Annotated in this window: 22 protein-coding genes; 9 read left to right on the forward strand and 13 right to left on the reverse strand. The window is 71.8% G+C overall.

Annotated features, from left to right (window positions below):
- Positions 1 to 25 precede the first annotated feature (25 nt).
- Positions 26 to 511, forward strand: a complete 486-nt coding sequence (locus PYR91_RS06965) for a hypothetical protein (protein ID WP_279778335.1) — start codon at positions 26 to 28, stop codon at positions 509 to 511.
- A 406-nt stretch (positions 512 to 917) separates the two neighbouring features.
- On the opposite strand, the gene PYR91_RS06970 is transcribed toward PYR91_RS06965, so the two are convergent.
- Both PYR91_RS06970 and PYR91_RS06975 read right to left on the reverse strand, forming a co-directional pair.
- Positions 918 to 1,565 carry a M15 family metallopeptidase gene (locus PYR91_RS06970; RefSeq protein ID WP_279778336.1) on the reverse strand — a complete coding sequence of 216 codons (648 nt, stop codon included), beginning with the start codon at positions 1,563 to 1,565 and terminating at the stop codon, positions 918 to 920.
- A 425-nt stretch (positions 1,566 to 1,990) separates the two neighbouring features.
- Positions 1,991 to 3,370: an ROK family transcriptional regulator gene (locus PYR91_RS06975; RefSeq protein WP_279778337.1), complete on the reverse strand. Its 1,380-nt coding sequence runs from the start codon at positions 3,368 to 3,370 to the stop codon at positions 1,991 to 1,993.
- A gap of 211 nt (positions 3,371 to 3,581) precedes the next feature.
- On the opposite strand from PYR91_RS06975, the gene PYR91_RS06980 reads away from it, so the two are divergent.
- Genes PYR91_RS06980 through PYR91_RS06995 form a run of 4 tightly spaced genes read left to right on the forward strand, consistent with a single transcriptional unit; the run spans position 3,582 to position 8,298 of the window.
- Complete coding sequence (locus PYR91_RS06980) at positions 3,582 to 4,916, forward strand: sugar ABC transporter substrate-binding protein (protein ID WP_279778338.1); 1,335 nt, start codon at positions 3,582 to 3,584, stop codon at positions 4,914 to 4,916.
- A gap of 2 nt (positions 4,917 to 4,918) precedes the next feature.
- On the forward strand, positions 4,919 to 5,935 hold the full coding sequence (locus PYR91_RS06985) for a sugar ABC transporter permease (RefSeq protein ID WP_279778339.1): 1,017 nt from the start codon (positions 4,919 to 4,921) through the stop codon (positions 5,933 to 5,935).
- Positions 5,932 to 6,783 (forward strand): carbohydrate ABC transporter permease, encoded by an 852-nt coding sequence (locus PYR91_RS06990; RefSeq protein WP_279778341.1) that lies wholly within the window; start codon positions 5,932 to 5,934, stop codon positions 6,781 to 6,783. Before PYR91_RS06985 ends, PYR91_RS06990 begins: the two co-directional genes overlap by 4 nt.
- 42 nt (positions 6,784 to 6,825) lie before the next feature.
- The gene (locus PYR91_RS06995; protein ID WP_279778342.1) at positions 6,826 to 8,298 is read left to right on the forward strand and encodes a glycoside hydrolase family 3 N-terminal domain-containing protein; all 1,473 of its coding nucleotides are present in this window, start codon (positions 6,826 to 6,828) and stop codon (positions 8,296 to 8,298) included.
- A gap of 133 nt (positions 8,299 to 8,431) precedes the next feature.
- Here PYR91_RS06995 and PYR91_RS07000 read toward each other — a convergent pair whose 3' ends face one another.
- Positions 8,432 to 9,610 carry an ROK family transcriptional regulator gene (locus tag PYR91_RS07000; protein WP_279778345.1) on the reverse strand — a complete coding sequence of 393 codons (1,179 nt, stop codon included), beginning with the start codon at positions 9,608 to 9,610 and terminating at the stop codon, positions 8,432 to 8,434.
- Positions 9,611 to 9,856: 246 nt separating this feature from the next.
- On the opposite strand from PYR91_RS07000, the gene PYR91_RS07005 reads away from it, so the two are divergent.
- Together PYR91_RS07005 and PYR91_RS07010 are read left to right on the forward strand one after the other, a co-directional pair.
- The gene (locus tag PYR91_RS07005) at positions 9,857 to 10,306 is read left to right on the forward strand and encodes an Rrf2 family transcriptional regulator (protein ID WP_279778346.1); all 450 of its coding nucleotides are present in this window, start codon (positions 9,857 to 9,859) and stop codon (positions 10,304 to 10,306) included.
- 6 nt (positions 10,307 to 10,312) lie between these two features.
- Positions 10,313 to 11,104, forward strand: a complete 792-nt coding sequence (locus tag PYR91_RS07010) for a DNA-formamidopyrimidine glycosylase family protein (RefSeq protein ID WP_279778348.1) — start codon at positions 10,313 to 10,315, stop codon at positions 11,102 to 11,104.
- 95 nt (positions 11,105 to 11,199) lie between these two features.
- Here PYR91_RS07010 and PYR91_RS07015 read toward each other — a convergent pair whose 3' ends face one another.
- The 6 genes from PYR91_RS07015 to PYR91_RS07040 all read right to left on the reverse strand — a co-directional run bounded on the left by PYR91_RS07015 (position 11,200) and on the right by PYR91_RS07040 (position 17,797).
- Complete coding sequence (locus PYR91_RS07015; protein WP_279778349.1) at positions 11,200 to 11,565, reverse strand: helix-turn-helix transcriptional regulator; 366 nt, start codon at positions 11,563 to 11,565, stop codon at positions 11,200 to 11,202.
- A 253-nt stretch (positions 11,566 to 11,818) separates the two neighbouring features.
- Complete coding sequence (locus PYR91_RS07020; protein WP_279778350.1) at positions 11,819 to 12,325, reverse strand: nicotinamide-nucleotide amidohydrolase family protein; 507 nt, start codon at positions 12,323 to 12,325, stop codon at positions 11,819 to 11,821.
- The gene (gene pgsA / locus PYR91_RS07025) at positions 12,322 to 12,924 is read right to left on the reverse strand and encodes a CDP-diacylglycerol--glycerol-3-phosphate 3-phosphatidyltransferase (protein ID WP_279778351.1); all 603 of its coding nucleotides are present in this window, start codon (positions 12,922 to 12,924) and stop codon (positions 12,322 to 12,324) included. Before pgsA ends, PYR91_RS07020 begins: the two co-directional genes overlap by 4 nt.
- Complete coding sequence (gene rimO / locus PYR91_RS07030; protein WP_279778352.1) at positions 12,921 to 14,327, reverse strand: 30S ribosomal protein S12 methylthiotransferase RimO; 1,407 nt, start codon at positions 14,325 to 14,327, stop codon at positions 12,921 to 12,923. Before rimO ends, pgsA begins: the two co-directional genes overlap by 4 nt.
- Positions 14,328 to 14,421: 94 nt before the next feature.
- Positions 14,422 to 15,165, reverse strand: coding sequence for a helix-turn-helix domain-containing protein (locus PYR91_RS07035; RefSeq protein ID WP_279778353.1), 744 nt, complete (start codon positions 15,163 to 15,165; stop codon positions 14,422 to 14,424).
- A 100-nt stretch (positions 15,166 to 15,265) separates the two neighbouring features.
- On the reverse strand, positions 15,266 to 17,797 hold the full coding sequence (locus PYR91_RS07040; RefSeq protein ID WP_279778354.1) for a DNA translocase FtsK: 2,532 nt from the start codon (positions 17,795 to 17,797) through the stop codon (positions 15,266 to 15,268).
- A gap of 186 nt (positions 17,798 to 17,983) precedes the next feature.
- Between PYR91_RS07040 and PYR91_RS07045 the strand changes: the two genes are divergently transcribed.
- Positions 17,984 to 19,480: a Na+:solute symporter gene (locus tag PYR91_RS07045; RefSeq protein ID WP_279778355.1), complete on the forward strand. Its 1,497-nt coding sequence runs from the start codon at positions 17,984 to 17,986 to the stop codon at positions 19,478 to 19,480.
- Positions 19,481 to 19,547: 67 nt separating this feature from the next.
- Here the strand turns inward: PYR91_RS07045 and PYR91_RS07050 are convergent, their stop codons facing one another.
- Positions 19,548 to 19,733: a tautomerase family protein gene (locus tag PYR91_RS07050; RefSeq protein WP_279778356.1), complete on the reverse strand. Its 186-nt coding sequence runs from the start codon at positions 19,731 to 19,733 to the stop codon at positions 19,548 to 19,550.
- A gap of 80 nt (positions 19,734 to 19,813) precedes the next feature.
- Between PYR91_RS07050 and PYR91_RS07055 the strand changes: the two genes are divergently transcribed.
- Positions 19,814 to 20,752, forward strand: coding sequence for a sugar kinase (locus PYR91_RS07055; RefSeq protein ID WP_279778486.1), 939 nt, complete (start codon positions 19,814 to 19,816; stop codon positions 20,750 to 20,752).
- 44 nt (positions 20,753 to 20,796) lie between these two features.
- Here the strand turns inward: PYR91_RS07055 and PYR91_RS07060 are convergent, their stop codons facing one another.
- The 3 genes from PYR91_RS07060 to kduI are packed head-to-tail and all read right to left on the reverse strand — an operon-like array spanning position 20,797 to position 23,167.
- The gene (locus tag PYR91_RS07060; RefSeq protein ID WP_279778358.1) at positions 20,797 to 21,576 is read right to left on the reverse strand and encodes an IclR family transcriptional regulator; all 780 of its coding nucleotides are present in this window, start codon (positions 21,574 to 21,576) and stop codon (positions 20,797 to 20,799) included.
- Between the two features lie 32 nt (positions 21,577 to 21,608).
- On the reverse strand, positions 21,609 to 22,355 hold the full coding sequence (locus PYR91_RS07065; RefSeq protein WP_279778359.1) for an SDR family oxidoreductase: 747 nt from the start codon (positions 22,353 to 22,355) through the stop codon (positions 21,609 to 21,611).
- On the reverse strand, positions 22,355 to 23,167 hold the full coding sequence (kduI, locus tag PYR91_RS07070) for a 5-dehydro-4-deoxy-D-glucuronate isomerase (protein WP_279778360.1): 813 nt from the start codon (positions 23,165 to 23,167) through the stop codon (positions 22,355 to 22,357). Before kduI ends, PYR91_RS07065 begins: the two co-directional genes overlap by 1 nt.
- Positions 23,168 to 23,207: the final 40 nt, after the last annotated feature.

Here is a 23,207-nt window from a genome sequence, read left to right on the forward strand (position 1 = left end):
AGCCCACGAACAGGCGCCGGGCCACGTGAAGTACAGCGACGCCGGCCTGCCCCGGTATCGGATCGTGCCGCGCGGGCCGCTCGCGGTGGGCGTGCCGACCACGGTCGCGCCGATCACGCGGGTGGCCAGGGAGGCGCGCGACACCCAGTTCGAGCCCGAGGCCGTCTGCCGGGTGGCCCACACGGTGCCGCCCGAGACGCCGGCCGGGCTGCCGTTCGCCGACCCTCCTGACGCGCCCCGCACCAACCTCCCCCGCCGCCGCCGTCACCTGACCGAGCGCCGTCACCTGACCGAGCGCCGTCACCTGACCGAGCGCCGTCACCTGACCGAGCGCCGTCACCTGAAATGGCGCCTGCGGCACAGCCTTCCTAAGGGCGATTTCACCCGACATCTCCCCACCGTCGCGCAAGCGAGCGCCGCCGGTCGCCGCAGGACACACGTCGCCGAGATCACGCCTGTTGGAGGCCCGGCGGCGTGGGTGGGTGCTGGAGCGAGCCGGTGTGGCCGGTGAACTGGTGGGCGCTGGGCGCGAGTGATGTGGGTCGGTTCTAGGAGCGAGTCGACGAAGGTCCACGAGTGGTAGGTACCGGTGGCGGGCGATGAGGTCGATGTCGCCGGCTCGGGTCAGGGCAGGGGTCGGAGTCCGGCCACAACGCTCCCCGGCCTTCCCGGGAACGACCTCCGACCGGTGAGGTACCCCTTCCGCCGCCACTCGGAGATACGCCCACGCGAGTCCGCCTAGTTGAGCGGTGTGGCCTCGATGACGACCGTCCTGGACGACTGAGGACAGCTACTCGCGCGAAGGTGGGTGCGGAGTCTGGTGAGGGTCGCCGTTATGAGGCTGCGCCGAAGGCGCCATTTCCAGGACGGTCGGCGATTACGGGCATTGCGGGTGTTGGTGGGCGGGGTTCGGCTGGTCAGGGGAGGGGGCGGGGGCCGTAGAGTGCGGCTTGGGTGTTGGTGGTCATGGCCCAGTAGCGGTCGCCGTAGGACCAGTGCCACCACTCGGTGGGGTAGTTGACCAGGCCGGCGGACTCCAGGGCGCAGGCGAGGGTCTTGCGGTGCTGGCGGGCCTCGGCGGAGATGTTGGGGGCCGCGGTGTAGCAGGCGCCGTCGCTCTGCTCGGGGGTGTCGTTGACCTGCGTTCCCATGTCGAGCTCGATGCCGTCCTCGTCGGTGAGCGTGAGGTCGACGGCCGCGCCCGCGGTGTGCGGGGCCACCTCGATCGGCGAGACGTAACGGCTGGCCGCGGTGTGCAGCTCTTCCGGCGACAGGTCGGGGAAGACCGCCCGGAGCCCGTCCTTGTACTCCTCGAAGTAGCGCCGCTGGAGCGCCGGAGGGCGGTAGCCCTCGACGACCAGAAGGCGGTAGCCGTACGGGAGCTGCCGCTGCGCGTCGCGCAGGCGGTCGAGCAGGCCGGTGCGCAGGTGGGCGTAGGCGCCGTCGGGGTCGGCCAGGCGCTTGTCGACGGCCAGGACACCCCGCGCGTCGGCCAGCGCCTCACCGCACTCCTCGACGGGGATCGAGGTCACACGAGGGTCGGAGATGAGCACGACGTTCCGCATGGGCATCGATTTTCGCACAGGCACCACCCTTGAGACGCACATTGATCTCCGGGCGCCGGCCGCCGGAGCGCCGACCCGGCGAACTTGGCCGGCATCGCTTCGCGAGCCTGTCGAGCATCGCTCCACGAGCGTGTGGAGCGTCGACCCACGACAGGTCGGCCGTCCACCAGGGAACATGGCGGGTATCGATCAAGATCGTCCCTGGATCGATCCCGGTCGGGTGACGAACCACGATGCCCTCGAACGACACGGCGTCTCAGGGGTCTCCCCAGTATCACCAGACGACCCCCGGCCCAGACGTCCAGGCCGCCCAGTGGGCCAGCCGGTTCCAGTCCCCGACCGCGGCTCAGACGTGCGGAGCGTTCGCCGGGCCCGGCTCCCGCCGTCTCTCCCGGTCTGCTCCGGTCAGGTGTCCACCGGTTCGGTCAGGCGTCGACGGTGCTGGAGAAGACCTCTTCGCGGGCCTGTTCCAGGGCCGCGGTCACGGCGCCGCGCAGGACGGCGTTGCCCTCGACGGCGGTGACGGCGACCGTGGGGCGGCTGGGGCAGATGCGGGCCACCGCTCTCTCGACGCGGGACGCGAGCTCCCGGCCGCCCGCCCTTCCCACGTCGCCGCTGAGCACGACCAGGCGCGGGTCCAGCACGACCGTCACCGCGGCGACGCCGATGGCCAGCCGCAGCGCGACCTCGTCCAGGAACGTGTCGGCACCGGTCTCGACGGCCGCGCGGACGAGGTCGGCGGAGCGGACGGCGTCCGGTCCGAACCCGGGCGGGGCGAGGGACGGCGCGGAACGGATTCCGTCCGCGCCGGAACCGGACTCGGCACTGACGCCGTCCTCCCCGGAACCGGGCAGGGCGGAGGACGGCGCGCGACGGACGCCGTCCACGCCGGAACCGGGCGGAGCGGGGGGATCCGGGATGGAGCCGGACGGGGCGGCGGCCGGGGTGAGGGGGGTCAGGAGGGAGGGGGCGTGGGTCCGGACGAGGGCGGTGAGGCCCGCGGTGCCCACGAGGCGTTGGAAGGAGCCCGACTGGGGGGCGGTGACGTCGACGGGGAGGGGCTCGCCGGGGACGGGGAGCCAGCCGATCTCGCCGGCGCCTCCGGTGTGACCCCGGTGCAGGCGGGAGCCGAGCATCACGCCCAGCCCCTGGCCGACCCCCACCCACAGCAGGGCGAAGTCGTCCACGCCGCGCGCCGCGCCGTAAGCGTGCTCGGCCAGGGCGGCGAGGTTCACGTCGTTCTCTATGGCCACCGACGCGCCCAGCGTGGCGCGCAGGTCGGCCAGCACCCCCGCGTGCCAGGACGGCAGGTCGAAGGAGAAGCGCACGTCGCCGGTCCGCGGGTCGACCACGCCCCGGGTGCCGATCACCAGCGTCCGGAGGCGGGTCATGCTGATGCCCGCCGCGTCGCACACCTGCCGCACGGCGCTGTGCACCGTCTTGACCGGATCGGCCGTCTCCCCCGGCTCCACGGTGGCCTCGGCGACGATGTGCCCGGTGATGTCGGCGACCCCCGCGGTGACGCCCTCGGGCAGCACCTCCAGGCCGGCGACGTACGCGCTGGAGGGCACCACCGCGTACAGCGCGGCGTTGGGCCCGCGCCCGCCGGGTCGCTGTCCGGATACGGCCACCAGCCCGCGTTCCTCCAGGCGGGACAGCAGCTGGCCGGACGTCACCTTGGACAGGCCGGTGTGGTAGCCGAGCTCGGCCCTGGTCAGCGGTCCTTCGGAGAGCAGCAGCTCCAGCGCGGCGCGGTCGTTGAGCTGGCGCAGCAACCGGGGCGTCCCGGGGGGTCTCTGGGGCATGGACCGGCCCTCTCGTCACGATACGCTAACGGGCGTTTTTTTTAAGAAAGTTTCTTGTTAGTTTAGCCGCAGTCACCCCGGAGGCAAGCGATCACAGCCTCAGGATGCCAGCGCAGCGCACGAGGATCGGCGCCTTGACCAGGTGCACCGCCCGGTAGTGCACCTTCGATGAGCGCGAGCCCGAGCGAAGCCGGGAAGGGAGAAACCAGACGTGAAACTCACCAAGATCGCTGCTGTCTCGGTCACGACGGCCGCTCTTGCCATTGCCGCCTCCGCCTGCGGAAGCGCGGAGCCCGCCGGTGAGGCCGCCCCCACGGGGTCGGCCGCCGCCTCCGGGCCGAAGTTCGCCGGACAGAGCCTGACGGTCTGGCGGCTCGGCGCCCCGAACGAGGTCCAGGACAAGTTCATGGCCGACCTGGACGCCGAGTTCAAGGAGCAGACCGGCGCCGAGGTCCAGGTCCAGTGGATCCCCTGGCCCGACGCGCAGAAGAAGTGGACGGCCGCGCTCGCCGGCGGCGAGGGCCCGGACATCACCGAGTTCGGCAACGACCAGGTGGCCGCGTGGGTGGCGCAGGACGCGCTGACCGACATCACCGAGCTGGTGAAGTCCACCCCCGACTTCCAGGCGATCCCGCAGAACCTGTGGAGCTACGAGACCATCGAGGGCAAGATCTACGCCGCGCCGTGGGGCGGCGGCACGCGGGCCGTCCTCTACCGCAAGGACTGGTTCGAGGACCTCGGCATCCAGCCGCCCAAGACCTGGGAGGAGCTGGTGGCCGCGGGCAAGAAGGTCGTCGCGGAGAAGGGCAAGGACGTCGACGGCTTCGCCTTCAACGGCGGCTCCGACGCCAACATGTCGCTCTCGCCGTTCGTCTGGTCGGCCGGAGGCGACTTCGCCGCGTTCGAGGGCGGCAAGTGGGTCGGCAAGGTCACCGAGCCGGCCTTCAAGGAGGGCTTCCAGTTCTACACCGACCTGGTCGCCAAGGAGGGCGTGTCCGGCAAGTCCCGCCTGTCGCAGAACTCGGTCGACATCAGCACGCGCTTCGCCGCCGGCAAGGTCGGCATGTACGTCACGGGCGGCTGGGACATCGCCACCATCAAGGAGCAGAGCAAGGGTAAGATCGGCGACGACCAGATGGCGTTCTTCTCGCTGCCCGCCAAGGACGGCAGCGGCCCGGCGCCCGCGTTCCAGGGCGGCAACGACATCGCCATCTGGAAGGACGCCAAGAACCCCGAGCTCGCCGCCGAGTACCTGAAGCTCGCCGCGGGCAAGGAGTTCGGCACCCGGTACGCCAAGGAGGGCGGCCTGCTGCCCCTGTACCCCGAAGCGCTGGCCGAGTTCGCCAGCGACCCGGTGCAGGCGCCGTTCGCCGAGACCTTCAAGGTCGCCAAGGGCTTCCCCGCCGACCCGAACTGGGCCGAGGCGAACGACACCAAGGCGGTGCTGCAGAACGCGGCGCGCGCCGTGATCGAGGGTAAGAAGGACGTCGACACCGCTCTCGCCGACGCCAACGCCGAGCTCGAGACCATCCTGAACCAGCAGTAGTCATGGCCCAGACATCCACGATCGCCCGGGGCGGAGGCAGCTCCTCCGCCCCGGCGCGGCGCCGGTCGCACCGGCCCCCGCGCCGGTCCGGCGCCTTTCCTCCCCGGGCGATCCCCTACCTGCTGCTCCTGCCGGGCCTGCTGGTCATCGCGGCGCTGCTGCTGTACCCGCTGTACCAGATGGTGGACATGTCCTTCCATCGGGTCGGGCTGCGGCAGATCCGGCCCAACCCCCAGCCCGCCGAGTTCCTCGGAATGGGCAACTACACGCAGGTCTTCGCCTCCGACCTGTTCTGGATCTCGCTGCGCAACACCGTGGTCTTCGCCGCGGTCACCGTCGCGCTGACGCTGCTCGCCGGCACGCTGGTGGGCCTGCTGCTGCACCGCCTGGGCAAGAAGATGTCCACCTTCCTGATCGTCGGCATCATGGCCGCCTGGGCCACCCCGCCCACCGCCACCGCCATCATCTGGAAGTGGCTGTTCGACGCGGACGCCGGCGTGGTCAACTGGGCGCTCAACCTGCTGCCCGACGGGCTCGCCACCGCCCTGCTGGGCCGCGCCGACTGGTCGGGCGAGCCGTGGCTCAACTCCGCGACCACCATCTACCTGGTGCTGATCGTCGCGGTGGTCTGGGCGTCGTTCCCGTTCATCGCGGTCTCGGTGCTGGCCGGGCTGAAGAGCATCCCCTCGGAGCTGTTCGAGGCGGCCCGGGTGGACGGGGCGTCGCCGTTCACCATCTTCAGGAGAGTCACCTTTCCCCTGCTGAAGCCGGTGTTCTCCGTGCTGCTGGTGCTCTCGCTGATCTGGGACTTCAAGGTGTTCACCCAGCTCTACGTGCTCGCCGGCGGCACCACCAACAGGGAGGCGTTCAACCTCTCGCTGTGGGCGTACACCGAGGCCTTCAGCGCGCCGCCCAAGATGGGCTTCGGCGCCGCGATCGCCGTCGTCCTCACGGTGATCATGCTGCTCATCACCGCCGTATACGTCCGGCAGATCGTGAGAACGGAGGACGTGCGATGAACCCGCGGACCGCCAAGCGGCTCAGGAGGCACGGGCTCAACGGCACCGCCGTGGTGGTGTTCCTGTTCGCGGTGTTCCCCGTCTACTGGATGGTCGCGACCGCGTTCAAGCCCAACGACGAGATCTTCACCACCCGGTTCATCCCGTTCCCGCTCGCCCCGACCTTCGACCACGTGTCGCGGGTGCTCACCAAGGGCGTGGCCGGCCACTCCATCTGGCAGTACCTGCTCAACAGCGCCATCGTCGCGCTCGGCACCGTGCTGATCGGCTCGCTGTTCGCGCTGCTGGCGGCGACCGCGGTCGCCAGGTTCCGGTTCCGCTTCAGGACCAGCTTCCTGATCCTGCTGCTCATCGTGCAGATGGTCCCGGCGGAGGCGCTGCTGATCCCGCTGTTCCTGATGGTGCGCCGGCTCGGCATGTACGACCAGCTCCTCGGCCTGATCGTCATCAACGTCGGCTTCACGCTGCCGTTCGCGATCTGGATGCTGCGGACGTTCGTCGCCGCGGTGCCCAAGGAACTGGAGGAGGCCGCCGCCATCGACGGCGCCACGCGGTTCGTGACCTTCTGGAAGGTGCTGTTCCCCCTGGTGGCGCCGGGCCTGGTGGCGACGAGCATCTTCTCGTTCATCACCGCGTGGAACGAGTTCGTCTTCGCGCTGACGCTCATCAGCGACCAGGGGCGCTACACGATGCCGGTGGCGTTGCAGTTCTTCACCGGTCAGCGCTCGACCGACTGGGGCGGCATCATGGCCGCCTCGACGCTGATGACCATCCCGGTCATCGCGTTCTTCATGCTGGTGCAACGGCGCATGGTCTCCGGCCTGGTCGCGGGCGCCGTGAAAGGCTGAGGACAGCCTCACCACCTCATCTGTTAGGAGTCGAGTACAGCCATGTCTGAGTTCCTCGCGGGCGCGTCGTCCCAGGGCGAGGGCGACCCCGGGCTGCGCCGTCTGGCGGCCGGTACGCTGCTCGCCGCCTTCCCCGGCACCACCGCCCCCGACTGGGTCGTCCGCCATCTGGAGAACGGCCTCGGCGGCGTCACCCTGTTCGGCTTCAACGTCGAGAGCGCCGAGCAGCTCGCGGGGCTCACCCGGCGGCTGCGCTCGGCGGGCGAACCGGTCATCTCCCTGGACGAGGAGGGCGGTGACGTCACCCGGCTCGCCTACCACGTCGGCAGCCCGTACCCGGGCAACGCGGCCCTCGGCGCCGTGGACGACGTCGAGCTGACCCGCAGCATCTACCGCTCGATCGGCGACGACCTGGCCCGCTGCGGGGTCAACCTCGACATGGCGCCGGACGCCGACGTCAACACCGCCGACGACAACCCCGTCATCGGCACCCGGTCGTTCGGCTCGGACGCCGCGCTGGTCGCCCGGCACACCGTGGCCGCGGTCAGCGGCCTGCAGGACGCGGGCGTCGCCGCCTGCGTCAAGCACTTCCCCGGCCACGGCGCCACCCGGCAGGACTCCCACCTGGAGATCCCCACGGTGGACGTCTCCCGCGAGGTGCTGTGGGAGCGGGAGCTGGTGCCCTTCCGCGCCGCCATCGCGGCGGGCACGCGGTCGATCATGACCGCGCACGTGCGGGTGCCGGTGCTGACGGGCGGGGCCCCGGCCACGCTGTCGGCCGCCGCGCTGACCGAGCTGCTCAGGGGTGAGCTCGGTTACGACGGCGTGGTGGTCTCCGACGCGCTGGACATGCACGCGATCACCGACAGCGTGGGCCTGGACGGCGGCGCGGTGCTCTCGCTGGCCGCGGGCTCCGACCTGCTCTGCCTGGGGCCGCTGCCCACCCGCGAGCAGATCCTCGTGGTCCAAAACGCGATCGTGGCGGCGGTCCTGGACGGCCGCCTGCCGGCCGCCCGCCTGGAGGAGGCCGCCGAGCGCGTGGCCAGGCTCCGCGGCTGGTGCGGCGCGCCCCGCGAGCAGTCCAGGGACGGCAACGTGATCGGCCTGGTCGCGGCGCGGCGCGCGGTGAGCGTGTCGGGCACGGCGGCGCCGTTGGTCGACCCGTTCCTGGTGGAGGTGGACACCCCCCCGACGATCGCCGTCGGCGACGTGCCGTGGGGGTTCGCCGCCTGGCTGCCGGACGCCGAGATCACCCGGGTCAAGCCGGACGACGCCGACCCGGCCGGCCTGCTGGAGCGCGCGCGCGGACGCTCACTGGTGATCGTGGTCAAGGACGCCCACCGCCACAGGGCGAGCCAGGACGTCGTCTCGGCCCTGCTCGCCGCCCGGCCGGACGCGATCGTGGTCGAGATGGGCCTGCCGATCTGGCGCCCCACGGCCGCCGCCTACATCGCCACCTACGGCGCCGCACGCGCCAACGCCCAGGCCGCCGCGGAGCTGCTGCTCACGGCGTGACCCACGGACCGGGGCGCCTCCCCGGCGGCGGCGGCTGGGAGCGCTCCGGCCGCCGGGGAGGCGTTCCCCGCGGCCCACGGCGGCCTCGCCCGCGAACGGTTCCCCGGTACGGGCCCGGGGCCGTTCGCGGGTGTCAGGAGGTGAAGAGCTCTTCGCGCGCCTGGTCGAGGGCGGCCAGGATGGCGCCGCGCAGGACGGGCAGGCCCTTGACGTCGCTGACCACGACCTCCGGCCTGATGGGGCAGATGCGGGCGACCGCCTCCTCGACCCGGCTGGTCAGCGCGCCGCCGCCCGCGCGCCCGACCTCGCCGTTCAGCACCACCAGCGTCGGGTCGAGCACCACGCAGACCGACGCGACGCCCAGCGCCAGGCGGTGGGCCAGCTCTTCGAGGAAGGGCTCCCCCATGCCGCCGGCCTGCACGGCCGCGCGTACGGCGTCGGCGGCCGAGCCGCCCGCGAAGCCGTACGGCTTGGCCAGGTCGGCGACGGCCTCGGCGCTGATCAGCGACTGAAGGCCGCCGGCGAGCGCCGGGAGGCGGCCGGGCACGGCCTTGACGTCGGCGGCCAGCGGGACGCCCGGCACGGGGAGGTAGCCGATCTCCCCCGCGCTTCCCGAGCGCCCGCGGTGCAGCCGGCCGCCCAGCACGACGGCCAGGCCGACGCCGCGCTCGATCCACAGCAGGACGAAGTCGTCCACGCCCCTGGCGGCGCCCTCGTAACGCTCGGCGATCGCCGCGAGGTTGACGTCGTTCTCGATGGTCACCGGCCGGCGCAGGTCGCGGGCCAGGGCCTCGTGGCTGCCCTCGTGCCAGCCGGGCAGGTCGAAGGAGAAGCGGACGTCGCCGGTGCGCGGGTCGACCACGCCCGGCGTGCCGATCACGATGCCCCGGAGTCGGGACAGGGCGACCTTGCCGGAGCGGCAGGCCTTGACCACGGCGCTGTGCACCATCGCGACCGGATCATCATGACTATTGGGAGAAACCGTCACTTCGGCCACGATTTCGCCGTTGATATCGGCGATGGCCGTCGTCACCAATTCGGGGCCGACGTCGAGCCCGGCCACATAGGCGGACGACGGAATCACCCCGTAAAGCGCGGCATTGGGCCCCCGGTTCCCGGCCTGTTCCCCCACCACCTCGACCAGCCCGCGCTCTTCGAGCCGGGACAGCGTCTGGGAGGCGGTGACCTTGGACAGGCCGGTCAGGTCGCCGATCTGCCCCCTGGTCAGCGGCCCGGAGGCGAGCAGCAGCTCCAGCGCCGCCCGGTCGTTGATCTCCCGTAGCAACCTGGGCACGCCAGGACGTCGCTCCATCGCATGCTTTCTTGTTCGTCGGTCCCCGATCGGGTTTATCACAAACACGCCGATGCCGGCGGGCAACCATTCATCAGTAAAGCTTCCTACCAGTTTAGCGCCCTAGCTGTATCACGGCCCCGCCCCGCCGGACGCCACGCCGGAGCACGTCCCGGGACGCCTCCCGGGCGCCCGGATGGCCCCGAAACCCGCGCCGCGGGCCCACGCGCGGTCATCCCGGGCTGAGCAGGCGGGATAATCGACTCCATGCGACTTTCCGCCCGCGTCGACTACGCGCTGCGCGCCGCCGCCGAGCTGGCCGCCGCCGGCAGCGGCCCCACCACGGTGGGCGAGCTCGCCAAGGAACAGGAAATGCCCCCGAAGTATCTGGAGAACATCCTGTTGCAGATGCGCAGGGCGGGTCTGGTGCGAGGCCAGCGGGGGCCGGAAGGCGGGTACGTGCTGGCCAGGCCCGCGGCCGAGATCTCCCTGGCCGATGTCATCCGCGCCGTGGACGGCCCCCTGGCGAACGTGCGCGGGGAGCGTCCCGAGCATGTCGGCTACCGGGGCGCGGCCCGCTCCCTCCAGCAGGTCTGGATCGCCCTTCGCGCCAGCGAACGCGCCATCCTGGAGGAGGTCACCCTGGAACACATCGCCGCCGACACCCTGCCCGACCGCGTGATGGAGCTCGCGGCCGATCCATCCGCCTGGGACTGACCGCCCATGCCCGAGGGGGACGCCGTCTACCGCACGGCCGCCAGGCTGCGCGCGGCCCTCGACGGGCGGGTGCTGGTGCGCTCCGACTTCCGGGTTCCGCGCCACGCGACGGCCGACCTCTCAGGGCGCGCCGTCCTCACCACCGCGTCACGCGGCAAGCACCTGCTCACCCGGGTGGAGGGCGGGCTGACCGTCCACACCCACCTGCGCATGGACGGCAGCTGGCGCGTGCAGCGGGCGGGCGCGTTCCCGCGCCGCGGGGACGTCGTGCGGCTGGTGCTGGTGAACGACCTGTGGCAGGCGGTCGGGCTCAGGCTCGGCGTGGTCGAGCTGGCGCCCACCGACCAGGAGGACCGCATGGTCGGCCACCTGGGGCCCGACCTGCTCGCGCCCGGCTGGGACGCCGGGGACGCCGAGCTGGCCGTCGCCAACATCGCCCGTGATCCGGAGACGACGATCGCGGAGGCGCTGCTCGACCAGCGCAACGTGGCCGGCCTGGGCACGATCTGGCGGGCGGAGACGCTGTTCCTGTCGGGGGTGCACCCGTGGACGCCGGTGGCGGAGGTCCGCGATCTCACGAAGGTGGTGGCGCTGGCCCACAGGCTGCTGGCGGCCGGCAAGGACGAATCCGGCGGCCCGGTCACCACCGGCGACCGGCGCCCGGGACGACGGCTGTGGGCGTACGGGCGGGCGGGAAGGCCGTGCCTGCGCTGCGGGACCACGATGGCGAAAGGCGAGATCGGCACGGGGCCATACGAAAGAGTGGTGTTCTACTGCCCCGCCTGCCAGCCTCGCTGAGGGCGCGAGGATCAGACGGCGCGACTAAGACGGACCGCCACGGGCGCACCCCCGTGCCAGTCCGGAAGGTCAGGACATACCGCCGGTGGCCGCGGTCAGGCGGCGACCATGTCCTTGACTTCGGGAAACCCGTCGAACTCGGGCCCCGAGATGGTGGTCGAAACGGTCTCGGAGATAGGCAGACGCTCGTGCTCGGGCACATCGGCCAGAACGGGTGCGTGCTGCAGTTCCGCCAGCGCGAACTGGTCGGAGACCTCACGGAGCACCTGCGAGAGCGGCACGCCCAGGGCACCGCAGATCGAGGCGAGAAGCTCCGAGGAGGCTTCCTTCTGGCCACGCTCCACCTCGGACAGGTAGCCAAGGGAGACGCGCGCCACGGTAGAAACCTCACGCAGGGTGCGTGCCTGCCGCACCCGCAGCCGCCGCAGCACGTCACCGAGCAGCTGACGCAGCAGGACCATCTGTCGCTCCCTCCCGGGCGCAGGCGTCTTCACGACGCTCCGCGCGGTCGGTTCGTAACGCCCATTCTTCGAATGCCCTTCGTACATGCTCCTCGCCGTCATCGCTGGTTCGCTCGGCGCCAACGCCGGGCGTACGCCGGACCTGCTCATCACCGATGGGTCACGAACCTCACTCACAGCTCCACCGTACCTGCATCGACCAATCGCGCGGCAGACCGTGGGGAGCATGTTCGCTGGTGACGTAACGCGGTAATCATCCTGAATGTTCCCCCACAAGGGCCTCCAGCACACCTCTCAGAAGATCCAAACCCTCCCTTACTGTGGTTTCGCGGATCTGTTCCCGGGAACCGCTCAAGGCCACCTCACGGTGCCATACGGCGCCTCCGGGACCTGCCACGGCGAGGTGCACGGTTCCGACGGGCTTGCCGTCCTGCTCGTCGGGCCCGGCCACCCCGGTGGCGGCCAGCCCGTACGTCGCCCCGGCGAGCCGCCGGACCCCCCCGGCCATGGCCGCCGCGACCGCGGGATGCACGGCACCCTCCCGCTCAAGGAGATCTTCCGGCACGCCGAGCAAAGAGTGCTTCAGGTCGGTCGCGTAGACGATCGCGCCGCCGCGGAAGGCGGCGGAGGCGCCGCTCGGGCGGGTCAGCGCGGCCCCGATGAGACCGGCCGTGAGCGACTCGGCGACGGCGACCGTGGCCTCACCGCGCACCAGCAGAGCCAGCACGCGCGCGGCGTCGGCGGTCGCCGCGGGGGTCATTCCCCGCGGGCCTTCTCGGCCACCGCCCGCAGCCGCACGGCGCGGATGACGTAGTCGACGCCGGTCACCACGGTGACGGCCAGCGCGGCGCCGAGCAGCACCCACCGCAACAGCCCCGGCACGCCCGGCAGGATGAACAGCGCGATGGCGGCGATCTGCAGCACGGTCTTGACCTTGCCGCCGTAGCTGGCCGGGATGACGCCGTGCCGGATCACCGCCACCCGCAGGGCCGTGACGCCGGCCTCGCGCACCAGGATGGCCACCGTGACCCACCAGGGCAGCTCGGACAGCAGCGAGAGCGCGACCAGCGCGGCGCCGATCAGCGCCTTGTCGGCGATCGGGTCGGCGATCTTCCCGAAGTCGGTGATCAGGCCGTACCGCCGGGCGAGCCAGCCGTCGAGCTGGTCGGTCAGGGAGGCCAGCAGGAACACCACGAGCGCGGTGTAGCGCCAGCCCGGGCCGGAGAAGAGGCACACGACGAAGAGCGGCACCACGAGCAGCCGGAGGACGGTCAGCACGTTGGCGATGTTCCACGGGCTGACGGGCCGGGTCACGGGCTGGGTGAGCGGCTCGGTGCCGGTCTCCGGCGGGTTGGTCATGGCCCGGCCTTGATCCGCGCTATCAGGTCGACCCCTTCGGCGTCGACGACCGTGGCCCGGACGATCTGGCCGGGCACCAGGCCGATGCCCTGGACGGTGACCGAGCCGTCGACCTCGGGGCCCTGGTGGGCCGCGCGGCCCTCGTAGCCGCCGTCACCGAGATCCTCCTCGATGAGGACCTCCAGGTCGGACCCGATGCGCTCCTCGGCGCGCTGGGCGGTGAGCTGCTCGGCGAGCGCGCTCAGCGTGGCCAGCCGCTCGTCGACGACCTCCTGCTCCAGGTGGCCGTCCAGCCGCGCGGCCTCGGTGCCCTCCTCGTCGGAGTACCCGAACAGGCCGATGACGTCGAGCCCGGCCTCCTCCAGGAACCCGGCGAGCTCGCCGAACTCGGCCTCGGTCTCGCCGGGGAAGCCGACGATGAAGTTGGAGCGCACCCCGGCCTCGGGCGCCCGGTCGCGGACGGCCTGGAGCAGATCGAGGAAGCGGCGGGGGTCGCCGAAGCGGCGCATGCGGCGCAGCACCGGGCCGCTGGCGTGCTGGAACGACAGGTCGAAGTAGGGCGCCACGCCCTCGGTGCCGGCGATGACGTCGATCAGGCCCGGCCGCAGCTCGGCCGGCTGCAGGTAGCTCACCCGGACGCGGGCGAGGCCCTCGACGGCGGCCAGCTCGGGGAGCAGCTTCTCCAGGGCCCGCAGGTCGCCGAAGTCCTTGCCGTAGGAGGTGGAGTTCTCGCTGACCAGCACGAGCTCCTTCACGCCCTGCGCGGCCAGCCAGGCGGCCTCGGCCAGCAGCTCCTCGGGGCGGCGGGAGACGTAGGACCCGCGGAACGCCGGGATGGCGCAGAAGCTGCACCGGCGGTCGCACCCGGAGGCGAGCTTCAGCGACGCGACCGGGCCGCCCGACAGCCGCTTGCGCAGCGTGCGCGGGCCGCTGGCGGGCGCCAGCCCCTCGGGCAGCTCGCCGTGGCCCGGGATGTGGACCGCGTGCGCGGATCGCTCCACCGGGCTGATCGGCAGCAGCGTGCGCCGGTCGCGCGGGGTGTGCGGGACGAGCGGCCGGCCGGCCAGCACGTCGTCCAGCCGGTCCCCGATGGCGGCGTAGTCGTCGAAGGAGACGACCGCCGACGCCTCGGGCAGGGCCTCGGCGAGCTCCTTGCCGTAGCGCTCGGCCATGCAGCCCGCGGCGACGACCTTGGCGCCGGAGTCGGCCGCGGCGAGCACGGTGTCGATCGAGTCCTTCTTCGCCGAGTCGATGAAGCCACACGTGTTGACGACGACGACATCGGGGTCGTCGTCGTCGAGCCGCCACCCGGCGGCCTCCAGTCGGGCGGCGAGCTCCTCGGAGTCGACCTCGTTGCGGGCGCAGCCCAGCGTTATCAGCGATGCGGTACGGCGGGAAGACATGATGGCTCTACGGTATCGGCACTTGGCCACCGGGGGACGCACTCCCCCCGTACTCGCCGCGCCCCGGCGCTCCCGACGGCCGCCACCATGCCTTTCACCTGGACTTGGGCACCTCGGGGCCGAACGACCTGTGGACGAGCTGCCCCACCTTGCCCGGCACCCCGAGACGCTTGCCGTTGACCTTCAGGTCGACGCCTCCGGCGTTGCCGATGGTGACCCGCACCTCCTTGCGCGCCTTCCAGATCGAGATCTGCCCGGCGGGCATGGTGCCGCGGAACATCTGCTTGCCCTTGGAGTCGCTCACCTCCAGGAAGGAGGCGCTCCTGGTCTTCACCTGGAGCGTCACCAGGTCGCTCACCGGCTTGGCGGCCTTGGGGTTGGCCGGTGGCCGCGAGGACGCGGAGGAGGTCGGCACGGCGCTCGGCCGAAGGTCGGCGCCGGTCGCGACCGGCTCTCCCGACCCGCTCATCACGCGGGTGACGCCGAACACCGCGACGATGGCGAGGGCGATGGCCATCGCGGTCGACCAGTTGGGGTTGCGGCGCTCGCGCAGCTTGATCGTGCTCTCGGCCTGGAAGACGGCCGCGGCCCTTACCGGGCGCGGGACGCCGCCGTGCTCCTCGTCGTACTGGTGCACCACGGCGTCGGGATCGAGCCCGAGCGCCTTGCCGATGTTGCGGACGTGTCCCCTGGCGTAGAAGTCGCCGCCGCAGAGCGAGAAGTCATCCCGCTCCATGGCGTAGATCACCGTCTCCCTGATGCGCGTATGGGCGCTCAACTGAGCGACCGTCATCCCCGCCGCGTTCCGTGCCGCGGCCAGCGTCACCCCAATGCTCATGCGTCCCCCTCGCCGTGCACCCTGCGCTACGCGCCCGTAATCCGACGATGCGTAGTCATTCACATTCAATCAGTTATCGAGAGGGCCGGTCGCGGAGGGGTCACTCTCCCCGCAAGTCGGCGAGCAGACCGGGTAGTTCGTCCGGTTTCACCATGACCTCGCGGGCCTTGGAGCCCTCGCTCGGCCCGACGACGTTGCGGCTCTCCAGCAGGTCCATCAGGCGGCCGGCCTTGGCGAAGCCCACGCGCAGCTTGCGCTGGAGCATCGAGGTGGAGCCGAACTGCGTGGAGACGATCAGCTCGGCCGCCTGCACCAGCAGGTCGAGGTCGTCGCCGATGTCCTCGTCGATCTCGCGCTTGGCGGTCGCCACGGCGGCGACGTCGTCGCGGTACTCCACCTGCATCTGTGCCTTGCAGTGCCCGACGATGTCGGCGATCTCCTTCTCGGAGACGAAGGCGTTCTGCAGGCGCATCGGCTTGCTGGCGCCCATCGGCAGGAAGAGCGCGTCGCCCTGCCCGACCAGCTTCTCGGCGCCGGGCTGGTCGAGGATGACGCGCGAGTCGGCCAGCGAGGAGGTGGCGAACGCGAGCCGCGAGGGCACGTTGGCCTTGATCAGGCCGGTGACGACGTCCACCGAGGGGCGCTGGGTGGCGATGACCAGGTGGATGCCGGCCGCCCGCGCGAGCTGGGTGATGCGGACGATGGAGTCCTCGACGTCGCGCGGGGCGACCATCATCAGGTCGGCCAGCTCGTCGACGATCACCAGCAGGTACGGGTAGGGCTCGTAGACGCGCTCGCTGCCCGGCGGCGGCACCAGCTTGCCCGCGCGCACGGCCTTGTTGAAGTCGTCCACGTGACGGAAGCCGCTGGCCGCCAGGTCGTCGTAGCGGCGGTCCATCTCCCCGACGACCCATTCGAGGGCCTCGGCGGCCTTCTTCGGGTTGGTGATGATCGGGGTGATCAGGTGAGGGATTCCCTCATAGGTGTTGAGCTCCACCCGCTTGGGGTCGACCAGCACCATCCGCACCTCGTCGGGGGTGGCGCGCATCAGCACCGAGCAGATCAGGCCGTTGATGCACGTCGACTTGCCCGCTCCGGTGGCGCCGGCGATGAGGATGTGCGGCATCTTCGCCAGGTTGGCCACGATGGTGCGGCCCTCGACGTCCTTGCCGAGCCCCACGATCATCGGGTGGTGGTCGGCCTGCGCCACCTGCGAGCGCAGCACGTCGCCCAGGCTGACCAGGTCCTTGTCGGTGTTGGGGATCTCGACGCCGATCGCCGACTTGCCGGGGATCGGCGACAGGATGCGGACGTCGGCCGACTTGACGGCGTAGGCGATGTTCCTGGTGAGCGCGGTGACCTTCTCCACCTTGACGGCCGGGCCCAGCTCGATCTCGTACCGGGTGACCGTCGGGCCGCGGGTGAAGCCCACCACCTGGGCGTCGATCGCGAACTGCTCCAGCACGCTGCTGAGGGCGTTGACCACGACGGAGTTGGCCTTGGTGTGCGGCTTGGGCGGGGTGCCCGGCCTCAGCGCCTTGGGGTCGGGCAGGGAGTACGGCCCGGCCTGGGGGGACAGCACGAGCTGCTCGACCGTGCGCGGCGCCGGGGTGGGCTCGGGCGGCTCGGGCACGCGCGCGGGCTCGGCGGGCTCGTCCTCGTCGACCAGGCCCGGAACGATCTCGGGCGAGTGGTCGGGGACACGGCCGGGGCCGCCCTCGACCAGGGGGGTGTCGTACGGCTTGACGTGCTCGCCGACCACGGGAGCTTCGGCGTCCCGCTTGGGCGCCCCGCGCGAGCCGCGCGGGGTCTTGGACGCCGGCTTGGGCTTGGCCTGCCCGTCGCCCTTCTGGAAGAGCATGTGCCGGATCTCCGACAGGCGCTCGGGCACCCGGTGGACGGGCGTAGCGGTGATGACCAGGACGCCGAAGCCGGACAGCAGCAGGAGCAGGGGGATGGTGATGAACGCCGGCAGGATGCTGGAGGGCGGCGCCGAGACGATGAAGCCGATCATGCCGCCGGCCGCCGAGACCTTGTCCATGCCGTCGGTCGCGCTCGGCCCGGAGGGGTACGGCGTGGCGTGCGCGACGTGGACGATGCCGAGCAGCCCGGCGAGCAGGGCGGTCCAGCCGATCATCATGCGGGCGGTGTCGGCGTTCTGGTCGGGATGCCGCAGCAGGCGCCAGGCCACCAGGGCGAGCAGGAGCGGCACCGCCCAGGCCAGGGAGCCGAGGGTGCCGCGCAGCACGGCGTCGACCACGGAGGCGAACGTGCCGCGCGTGGTGCGCCAGGTCATCGCCGCCAGGACGACCGCGGCGGCCAGCACCGCGAGGCCGAGGCCGTCGCGGCGGTGCGCGGGGTCCAGCTCGCGCGCCTGCGCTCCCAGGGCCCGCGCGGCGCTGCCGATGCCGTTGGCGAACAGCAGCCACACGCCGACGAAGAGCCTGCCGATGGCCAGGAAGACCCAGCCGATCGGGTCGGGCTGCGTGGAGGCGCCGCGGCGCGCGGCCGGCCTCGCGCCGGAAGCGCGCCCGCTCCGCGTGGCGGCCGGCCGCTTGGCGGAGGCCGCACGCGACGGCGCCGACCGCTTCGCCGACCCTTTTGGGGTGCTTTTCGACGTACGGGTGGCCATGTTAGGGAGGGTACGGCCGAGGCGGGCCGGACGCGCGAAGGCGCGCCGGGCACACGGGACTCGCGGCCCCCATCCGCCCCGCGCCCGCGGGGGGCCATCACGGCGAACACGAGATTGTGTTCTATGTATTGACATGATGTTTCATGTAATGGAACCTCCATCCATCAACCGTTGGAAGGAGGACCGATGTCCGCGCTCGACTGGTCCGTACTGGGGGCCTATTTCGTGATCATGGTCGCGATCGGGGTGTGGTCGAAGAACCGCATCAAGACCGTGATCGACTACTTCACGGCCTCCGGGAGGATCCCCTGGTGGCTCTCGGGGATCTCCCACCACATGTCGGGTTACAGCGCGGTCATGTTCGTCGCGTTCGCGGCCGTGGCCTACGACTACGGCCTCACCGTCTACGTGTGGTGGGCGATGACCATCGGCGTCGGCGTCGGCATCGGCGCCTTCCTGTTCGCCGCCCGCTGGAACCGGCTGCGGTCCAAGCACGGCGTGGTGTCACCGCTGGAGTACCTGACCAGGCGCTACAACCTGCCCACCCAGCAGGTGATGGCCTACAGCGGCGCGCTGCTGAAGGTGGTCGACATCGCCGCCAAGTGGGTCGCCATCGCGGTGCTGCTGAAGGGCTTCGCCGGCATCCCCATCCAGTACGGCATCGCGCTCACCGGCGTGGTGACGGTGATCTACGTGACCGTGGGCGGCCTGTGGGCCGACGTGCTGACCGACTTCGGGCAGTTCGTCATCCAGGGCGTGGCCGGCGTGGCGATGTTCGTGGCCGTCCTGGGCCAGCTCGGCGGCGTGCCCGCCCTGTGGACCATGTGGGACAGGCTGCCGGAGGGGCACGGCGACCCGCTGACCGGGCCCTACACCGGCACCTACCTCCTGGCCTTCCTGCTGATCAAGACCTTCGAGTACAACGGCGGCATGTGGAACCTCGCCCAGCGGTACATGAGCGCGCCGTCGGGCACCCAGGCCAAGAAGGCGGCGCTGCTGTCGAGCGCGCTGTGGCTGGTCTGGCCGCTGATCCTGTTCATCCCGATGTTCGCCGCGCCGCTGATCGTCCCCGGCCTCGCCGACTCCGACCAGTCGTACGTGCGGCTGGCGCAGGAGCTGCTGCCGGCCGGGCTGATCGGCCTGGTGCTCGCCGGGTTCTTCTCGCACACCATGGCGATGGTGTCCTCGGACGCCAACGTGATCTCCGCCGTGATCACCCGCGACATGCTGCCCGTGTTCGTGAAGCGGGTGCGCACGATGTCGGCCCAGGCGGCGCTGCGGCTGGCGCGGATCACCACGTTCGTCTTCGTGGCCACCAGCATGACGATCGCGATCGTCACCCAGGGCCAGGGCGTGGTGCTGAAGATCGTGGTGGACATCGTGGCCGCGACGATGGGGCCGATCTCGATCCCGCTCATGCTGGGCCTGCTGCCGTGGTTCCGGCGCAGCGGCCCCACGGCGGCCATCGTGTCCTGGGCCGCGGGCCTCGGCGTCTGGACCGTGCTCAAGTGGGTGATCGCCTCGGCGAACCTGACGCTGGTCGTCGCCGCGCCCCTGGTCACCTCGCTGATCCTCTACGTCGTCATCGGTTTCCTGCGGCCGGAGAACCGGCCCGACAGGGACGAGCTGATCGACTCCCTGGACGACGACGACGTCTCCGGACGGCACACCGTCACGGCGTGAGCGCCGCCGTCGCCGGTACGCGGCCGGAGGGGGAGGTCCCCTTCCGGCCGCGTCGGCGTCCCCGCGGCTACTTGTCCGACTCCAGGGTGCCGCCGTTGGCGACGTCGGACTTCTCGATCTCGGTGAAGACGATGCGCACCGACTCCCTGCGCGCCTTCAGGATGCCGATGGCCGCTTCGGTGACCGCCGCGACGAACTCGCGGCGCTGGTCCATCGTGCGACCCGACAGCAGTTCTACGGTGATGTTGGGCATGATGTCCTCCAATGTACGGCTGTACCGTTACATGAAATCAGAGTCCGCTACATGAACAAAGGAGTCCGTCGTTGGACGTGATGGTGATCGGCGAGCCGTTGATCGAGTTCTCGGCGCCCGCCCCCCTGACCGAGGCGGACACCTTCCAGCTGTCCTTCTCCGGCGACGCGCTGAACGCCGCCGTGGCGGCGGCCGCGGCGGGGGCGCACGCCGCCCTGGTCACGTTCGTCGGCGACGACGAGTTCGGCGAGCGCCTGATCCGCTTCGCCGCCGGCCGCGGCGTCGACACCCGGTGGATGCGCAGGGGCGCCGGCTCCACCGGCGCCTACGCCGTCGGCGCCGACCCCGGCGGCGACCGGGCCTTCGCCTACATGCGCGCGTGCAGCGCGGCCTCCCGCATGGGCCCCGCGGACCTCACCGACGTGCCGCTCGGCGAGACGGCCGTGCTGCTCGTCTCCGGGATCACGTCGGCGCTGTCGGACTCCTGCGCCCGCGCCGTGCGGCACGCCGCCGCCACCGTCCACGGCGCCGGCGGCGGCGTCGTCTACGACCCCAACTACCGCTTCCGGCTCACCGGCCCGCAGGCCGCCCGGGAGGCGCTGGAGGCGGTCGCCCCGTACGCCGCCCTGGTGACCCCCTCGTGCCCGGGGGACAGCGGGCCGCTGCTGGGAGCCGACGACCCGGAGAAGGCCGCACGAGCCTGCCTGGGGCTCGGCGCGCGCGCGGTGGCCGTCACCCTGGGGCCCGAGGGCGTCCTGGTGGGCGAGCGCGGCGCGGACGGCGTCCGGCTGCGGCGGGTGCCGGCGATCCCGGCACGGAAGATCGTGGACCAGACGGGGGCCGGCGACGCCTTCGCGGGCACGCTGGCCGCCCGGATGGCCGCCGGGGACGAGCTCGCCGACGCCGTGCGTGCCGGCACGGCCGCCGCCGCCATCAGCCTGGAGGGACAGGGCGGCACCGGCCGCGTCGCCACCGGGGAGGAGATCAGGCGCCTGCTCGACGGGACGCGCTCGCCCTAGCGCGGCCAGGTCTGGCCACGAACCGGGCCCCTCTGCCCGTCGCCTCAGCCCGCCGGGCGGGCGCGGGAGAAGGCCGTCCCCGGGGCGCCCAGGGCCACCGAGACGTCCCGGGCCGTGGCCGCCACGACGGGGGCCAGCCGCTCCAGGGCGTCGGGCTCCATGTCCATGGCGAGGGTGGAGATCGAGATGCCGCCGAGCACCCGGCCGGTGTGGTCGAAGACCGCCGCGCCGACGCAGCGGATGCCCGGCTCGTTCTCCTCGTCGTCCAGGGCGTAGCCGAGCGCGCGCACCTTGCCCAGGTGCGCCAGCAGCTCCTCGACGCCGGTGAGGGTGGCCGCGGTCAGGCGGGGCAGGCCGGTGCGGCCGGCGATCGCCCGCACCTCGTCGTCGTCCAGCTCGGCCAGGATCGCCTTGCCGATCGCGGTGCTGTGCAGGCGCAGGCTCATGCCCACCCGGGACGGCATCTGGTAGGGCCTGCGCCCCTCCAGCTTGTCGACGTAGACCGCCTCGTCGGCGCTGCGGATGCCGAAGTGGGTGGTGTAGCCGGTGCGCTCGTGCAGCGCCCGCAGGGCCGCCGACGCCTGCCGCGAGGGGTCGAAGCGGCTCATCACCTTGCCCGCCAGGGTGAGGATGCGCGGCCCCGGCTCGTAACCGCCCGCGCCGTCGGCACGGGCGAAGCCCCACTCGACGAGCGACTGCAGGATGCGGTGGACGGTCGACTTGGAGACGCCGGTCGCCGCGGCGATGTCGGTGACGCGGTGGTGCTCGGCGATAGCCTCCAGCACCGCCAGCGCCTTGTCGATGGAGCTGCCTTCCCTGACCACGCTCCGAGCCTACTAACAGCGCGGCGGGAACATCACCTGGCGAGCCAGCCGCCGTCCACGGCGAGCACGTGGCCGTTGACGTAGTCGGCGCCGCGCGAGGCGAGGAAGACGGCCGCGCCCGTGAGGTCCTCCGGCATCCCCCACCGCCCGGCGGGGATGCGGGCCCGGATCGCCGGCTCGCGCTCGGGGTCGGCCCGCAGGGCCCCGGTGTTGCCGGTGGCGATGTACCCGGGGGCGATGGCGTTGACCTGCACGCCGTACGGCGCCCACTCGCAGGCCAGGGCGCGGGTGAGGCCCGCGACGGCGTGCTTGGCCGCGGTGTAGCCGACGACGTTGACGCCGCCCTGGAACGAGAGCATCGACGCGATCATGATGATCTTCCCGGCGCCGCGTTCGAGCATCGGCACGCCCACGGCCTTGCTGAGCAGGAAGGCGGCGTCCAGGTCGACGTCCATCACCGCCCGCCAGTCGTCGAAGGAGTGCTCCGCCGCCGGGGCCCTGCGGATGATCCCGGCGTTGTTGACCAGGATGTCGACGCGGTGCCGGGCGAGCAGCTCGCCGGCCGCCCGCCCGAGCAGCGAGACGTCCGACAGGTCGGCGATCCAGCGCCAGGCCTCCCTGCCGGTCTTGCGGACCTCGGCCTCGACCTCGTCCAGGTCGTCGCGGTGGCCGTGCAGGACGACGTCGGCGCCCGCCCGCGCCAGCCCCACCGCGATTGCCCGGCCGATGCCGGTGCGGGTGCCGGTGACCAGCGCCGTCCTGCCTTCGAGGCTGAACATCACCGCATCTCGCCGATCGCGACCTGTTCCATGTCGTCGTAGGCCTGGTTCTCCCCGCCCATCGCCCAGACGAAGGAGTAGGCGCGGGTGCCGAACCCGCAGTGCACCGACCAGGGCGGGGAGATCACGGCCTGGCGGTCGGCGACCATGATGTTGCGGGTCTCGTCCGGCCTCCCCATGAGGTGCACGACCCGCTGGCCGGCCGGGACGTCGAAGTACAGGTAGACCTCGGTGCGGCGCTCGTGGGTGTGGCAGGGCATGGTGTTCCACATGCTGCCGGGCTCCAGCACGGTGACGCCCAGGACGAGCTGGCAGCTCTGGATGCCCTTGGCGTGGATGTACTTGTAGATCGTCCGGTCGTTGGACCCCTCCTGCGAGCCCAGCCGCACCGGCTCGGCGTCGTCCAGCCCGGCCCCGGCCGTCGGGTACTCGGTGTGGGCGGGGGTGGAGACCAGGTAGAAGGCCCCTCCCGCGAACGAGACCGCGCGGGCTCCCCTGCCGACGTACAGGCACTCCTTGGTGCCGAGCCGGTGCGGCGTGCCGTCGACGGTCACGGTGCCGGGGTCGCCGAGGTTGACCACCCCGAGCTCGCGGCGTTCGAGGAAGTACTCCGAGCGCAGCTCGCCGGGGCAGGGCAGCTCGATCGTCGTCTCCTGCGCCAGGGCGCCCCCGACGATGATGCGGTCCTCGTGGGAGTACACCAGGCGCACCTGCCCGGCGACGAACAGCTCCTCGGCCAGGAACCGGCTCCGCAGCCGGTCGGTCGTCATGCCGGGCACCTGGTCGGGTGCGGTCGCGTACCGTACCTCCACCACGCCTCCTATTCCGTTACATAGAATGCAATATTGCTAT

The organism is Sphaerisporangium sp. TRM90804, assembly GCF_029846175.1.
Classification (GTDB): domain Bacteria; phylum Actinomycetota; class Actinomycetes; order Streptosporangiales; family Streptosporangiaceae; genus Sphaerisporangium.

Excerpts from the sequence above, each read along its gene's own strand:
- PYR91_RS06995 (WP_279778342.1), top strand. The coding sequence starts at position 6,826 with ATGTCTGAGTTCCTCGCGGGCGCGTCGTCCCAGGGCGAGGGCGACCCC.
- PYR91_RS07045 (WP_279778355.1), top strand. The coding sequence starts at position 17,984 with ATGTCCGCGCTCGACTGGTCCGTACTGGGGGCCTATTTCGTGATCATG.
- PYR91_RS06985 (WP_279778339.1), top strand. The coding sequence starts at position 4,919 with ATGGCCCAGACATCCACGATCGCCCGGGGCGGAGGCAGCTCCTCCGCC.
- PYR91_RS07010 (WP_279778348.1), top strand. The coding sequence starts at position 10,313 with ATGCCCGAGGGGGACGCCGTCTACCGCACGGCCGCCAGGCTGCGCGCG.
- PYR91_RS07055 (WP_279778486.1), top strand. The coding sequence starts at position 19,814 with ATGGTGATCGGCGAGCCGTTGATCGAGTTCTCGGCGCCCGCCCCCCTG.
- PYR91_RS07015 (WP_279778349.1), bottom strand. The coding sequence starts at position 11,565 with ATGGTCCTGCTGCGTCAGCTGCTCGGTGACGTGCTGCGGCGGCTGCGG.
- PYR91_RS07050 (WP_279778356.1), bottom strand. The coding sequence starts at position 19,733 with ATGCCCAACATCACCGTAGAACTGCTGTCGGGTCGCACGATGGACCAG.
- PYR91_RS07020 (WP_279778350.1), bottom strand. The coding sequence starts at position 12,325 with ATGACCCCCGCGGCGACCGCCGACGCCGCGCGCGTGCTGGCTCTGCTG.
- PYR91_RS06990 (WP_279778341.1), top strand. The coding sequence starts at position 5,932 with ATGAACCCGCGGACCGCCAAGCGGCTCAGGAGGCACGGGCTCAACGGC.
- PYR91_RS07005 (WP_279778346.1), top strand. The coding sequence starts at position 9,857 with ATGCGACTTTCCGCCCGCGTCGACTACGCGCTGCGCGCCGCCGCCGAG.
- PYR91_RS07040 (WP_279778354.1), bottom strand. The coding sequence starts at position 17,797 with ATGGCCACCCGTACGTCGAAAAGCACCCCAAAAGGGTCGGCGAAGCGG.
- PYR91_RS07000 (WP_279778345.1), bottom strand. The coding sequence starts at position 9,610 with ATGGAGCGACGTCCTGGCGTGCCCAGGTTGCTACGGGAGATCAACGAC.
- pgsA (WP_279778351.1), bottom strand. The coding sequence starts at position 12,924 with ATGACCAACCCGCCGGAGACCGGCACCGAGCCGCTCACCCAGCCCGTG.
- PYR91_RS07035 (WP_279778353.1), bottom strand. The coding sequence starts at position 15,165 with ATGAGCATTGGGGTGACGCTGGCCGCGGCACGGAACGCGGCGGGGATG.
- PYR91_RS06970 (WP_279778336.1), bottom strand. The coding sequence starts at position 1,565 with ATGCGGAACGTCGTGCTCATCTCCGACCCTCGTGTGACCTCGATCCCC.
- PYR91_RS07065 (WP_279778359.1), bottom strand. The coding sequence starts at position 22,355 with ATGTTCAGCCTCGAAGGCAGGACGGCGCTGGTCACCGGCACCCGCACC.
- rimO (WP_279778352.1), bottom strand. The coding sequence starts at position 14,327 with ATGTCTTCCCGCCGTACCGCATCGCTGATAACGCTGGGCTGCGCCCGC.
- PYR91_RS06975 (WP_279778337.1), bottom strand. The coding sequence starts at position 3,370 with ATGCCCCAGAGACCCCCCGGGACGCCCCGGTTGCTGCGCCAGCTCAAC.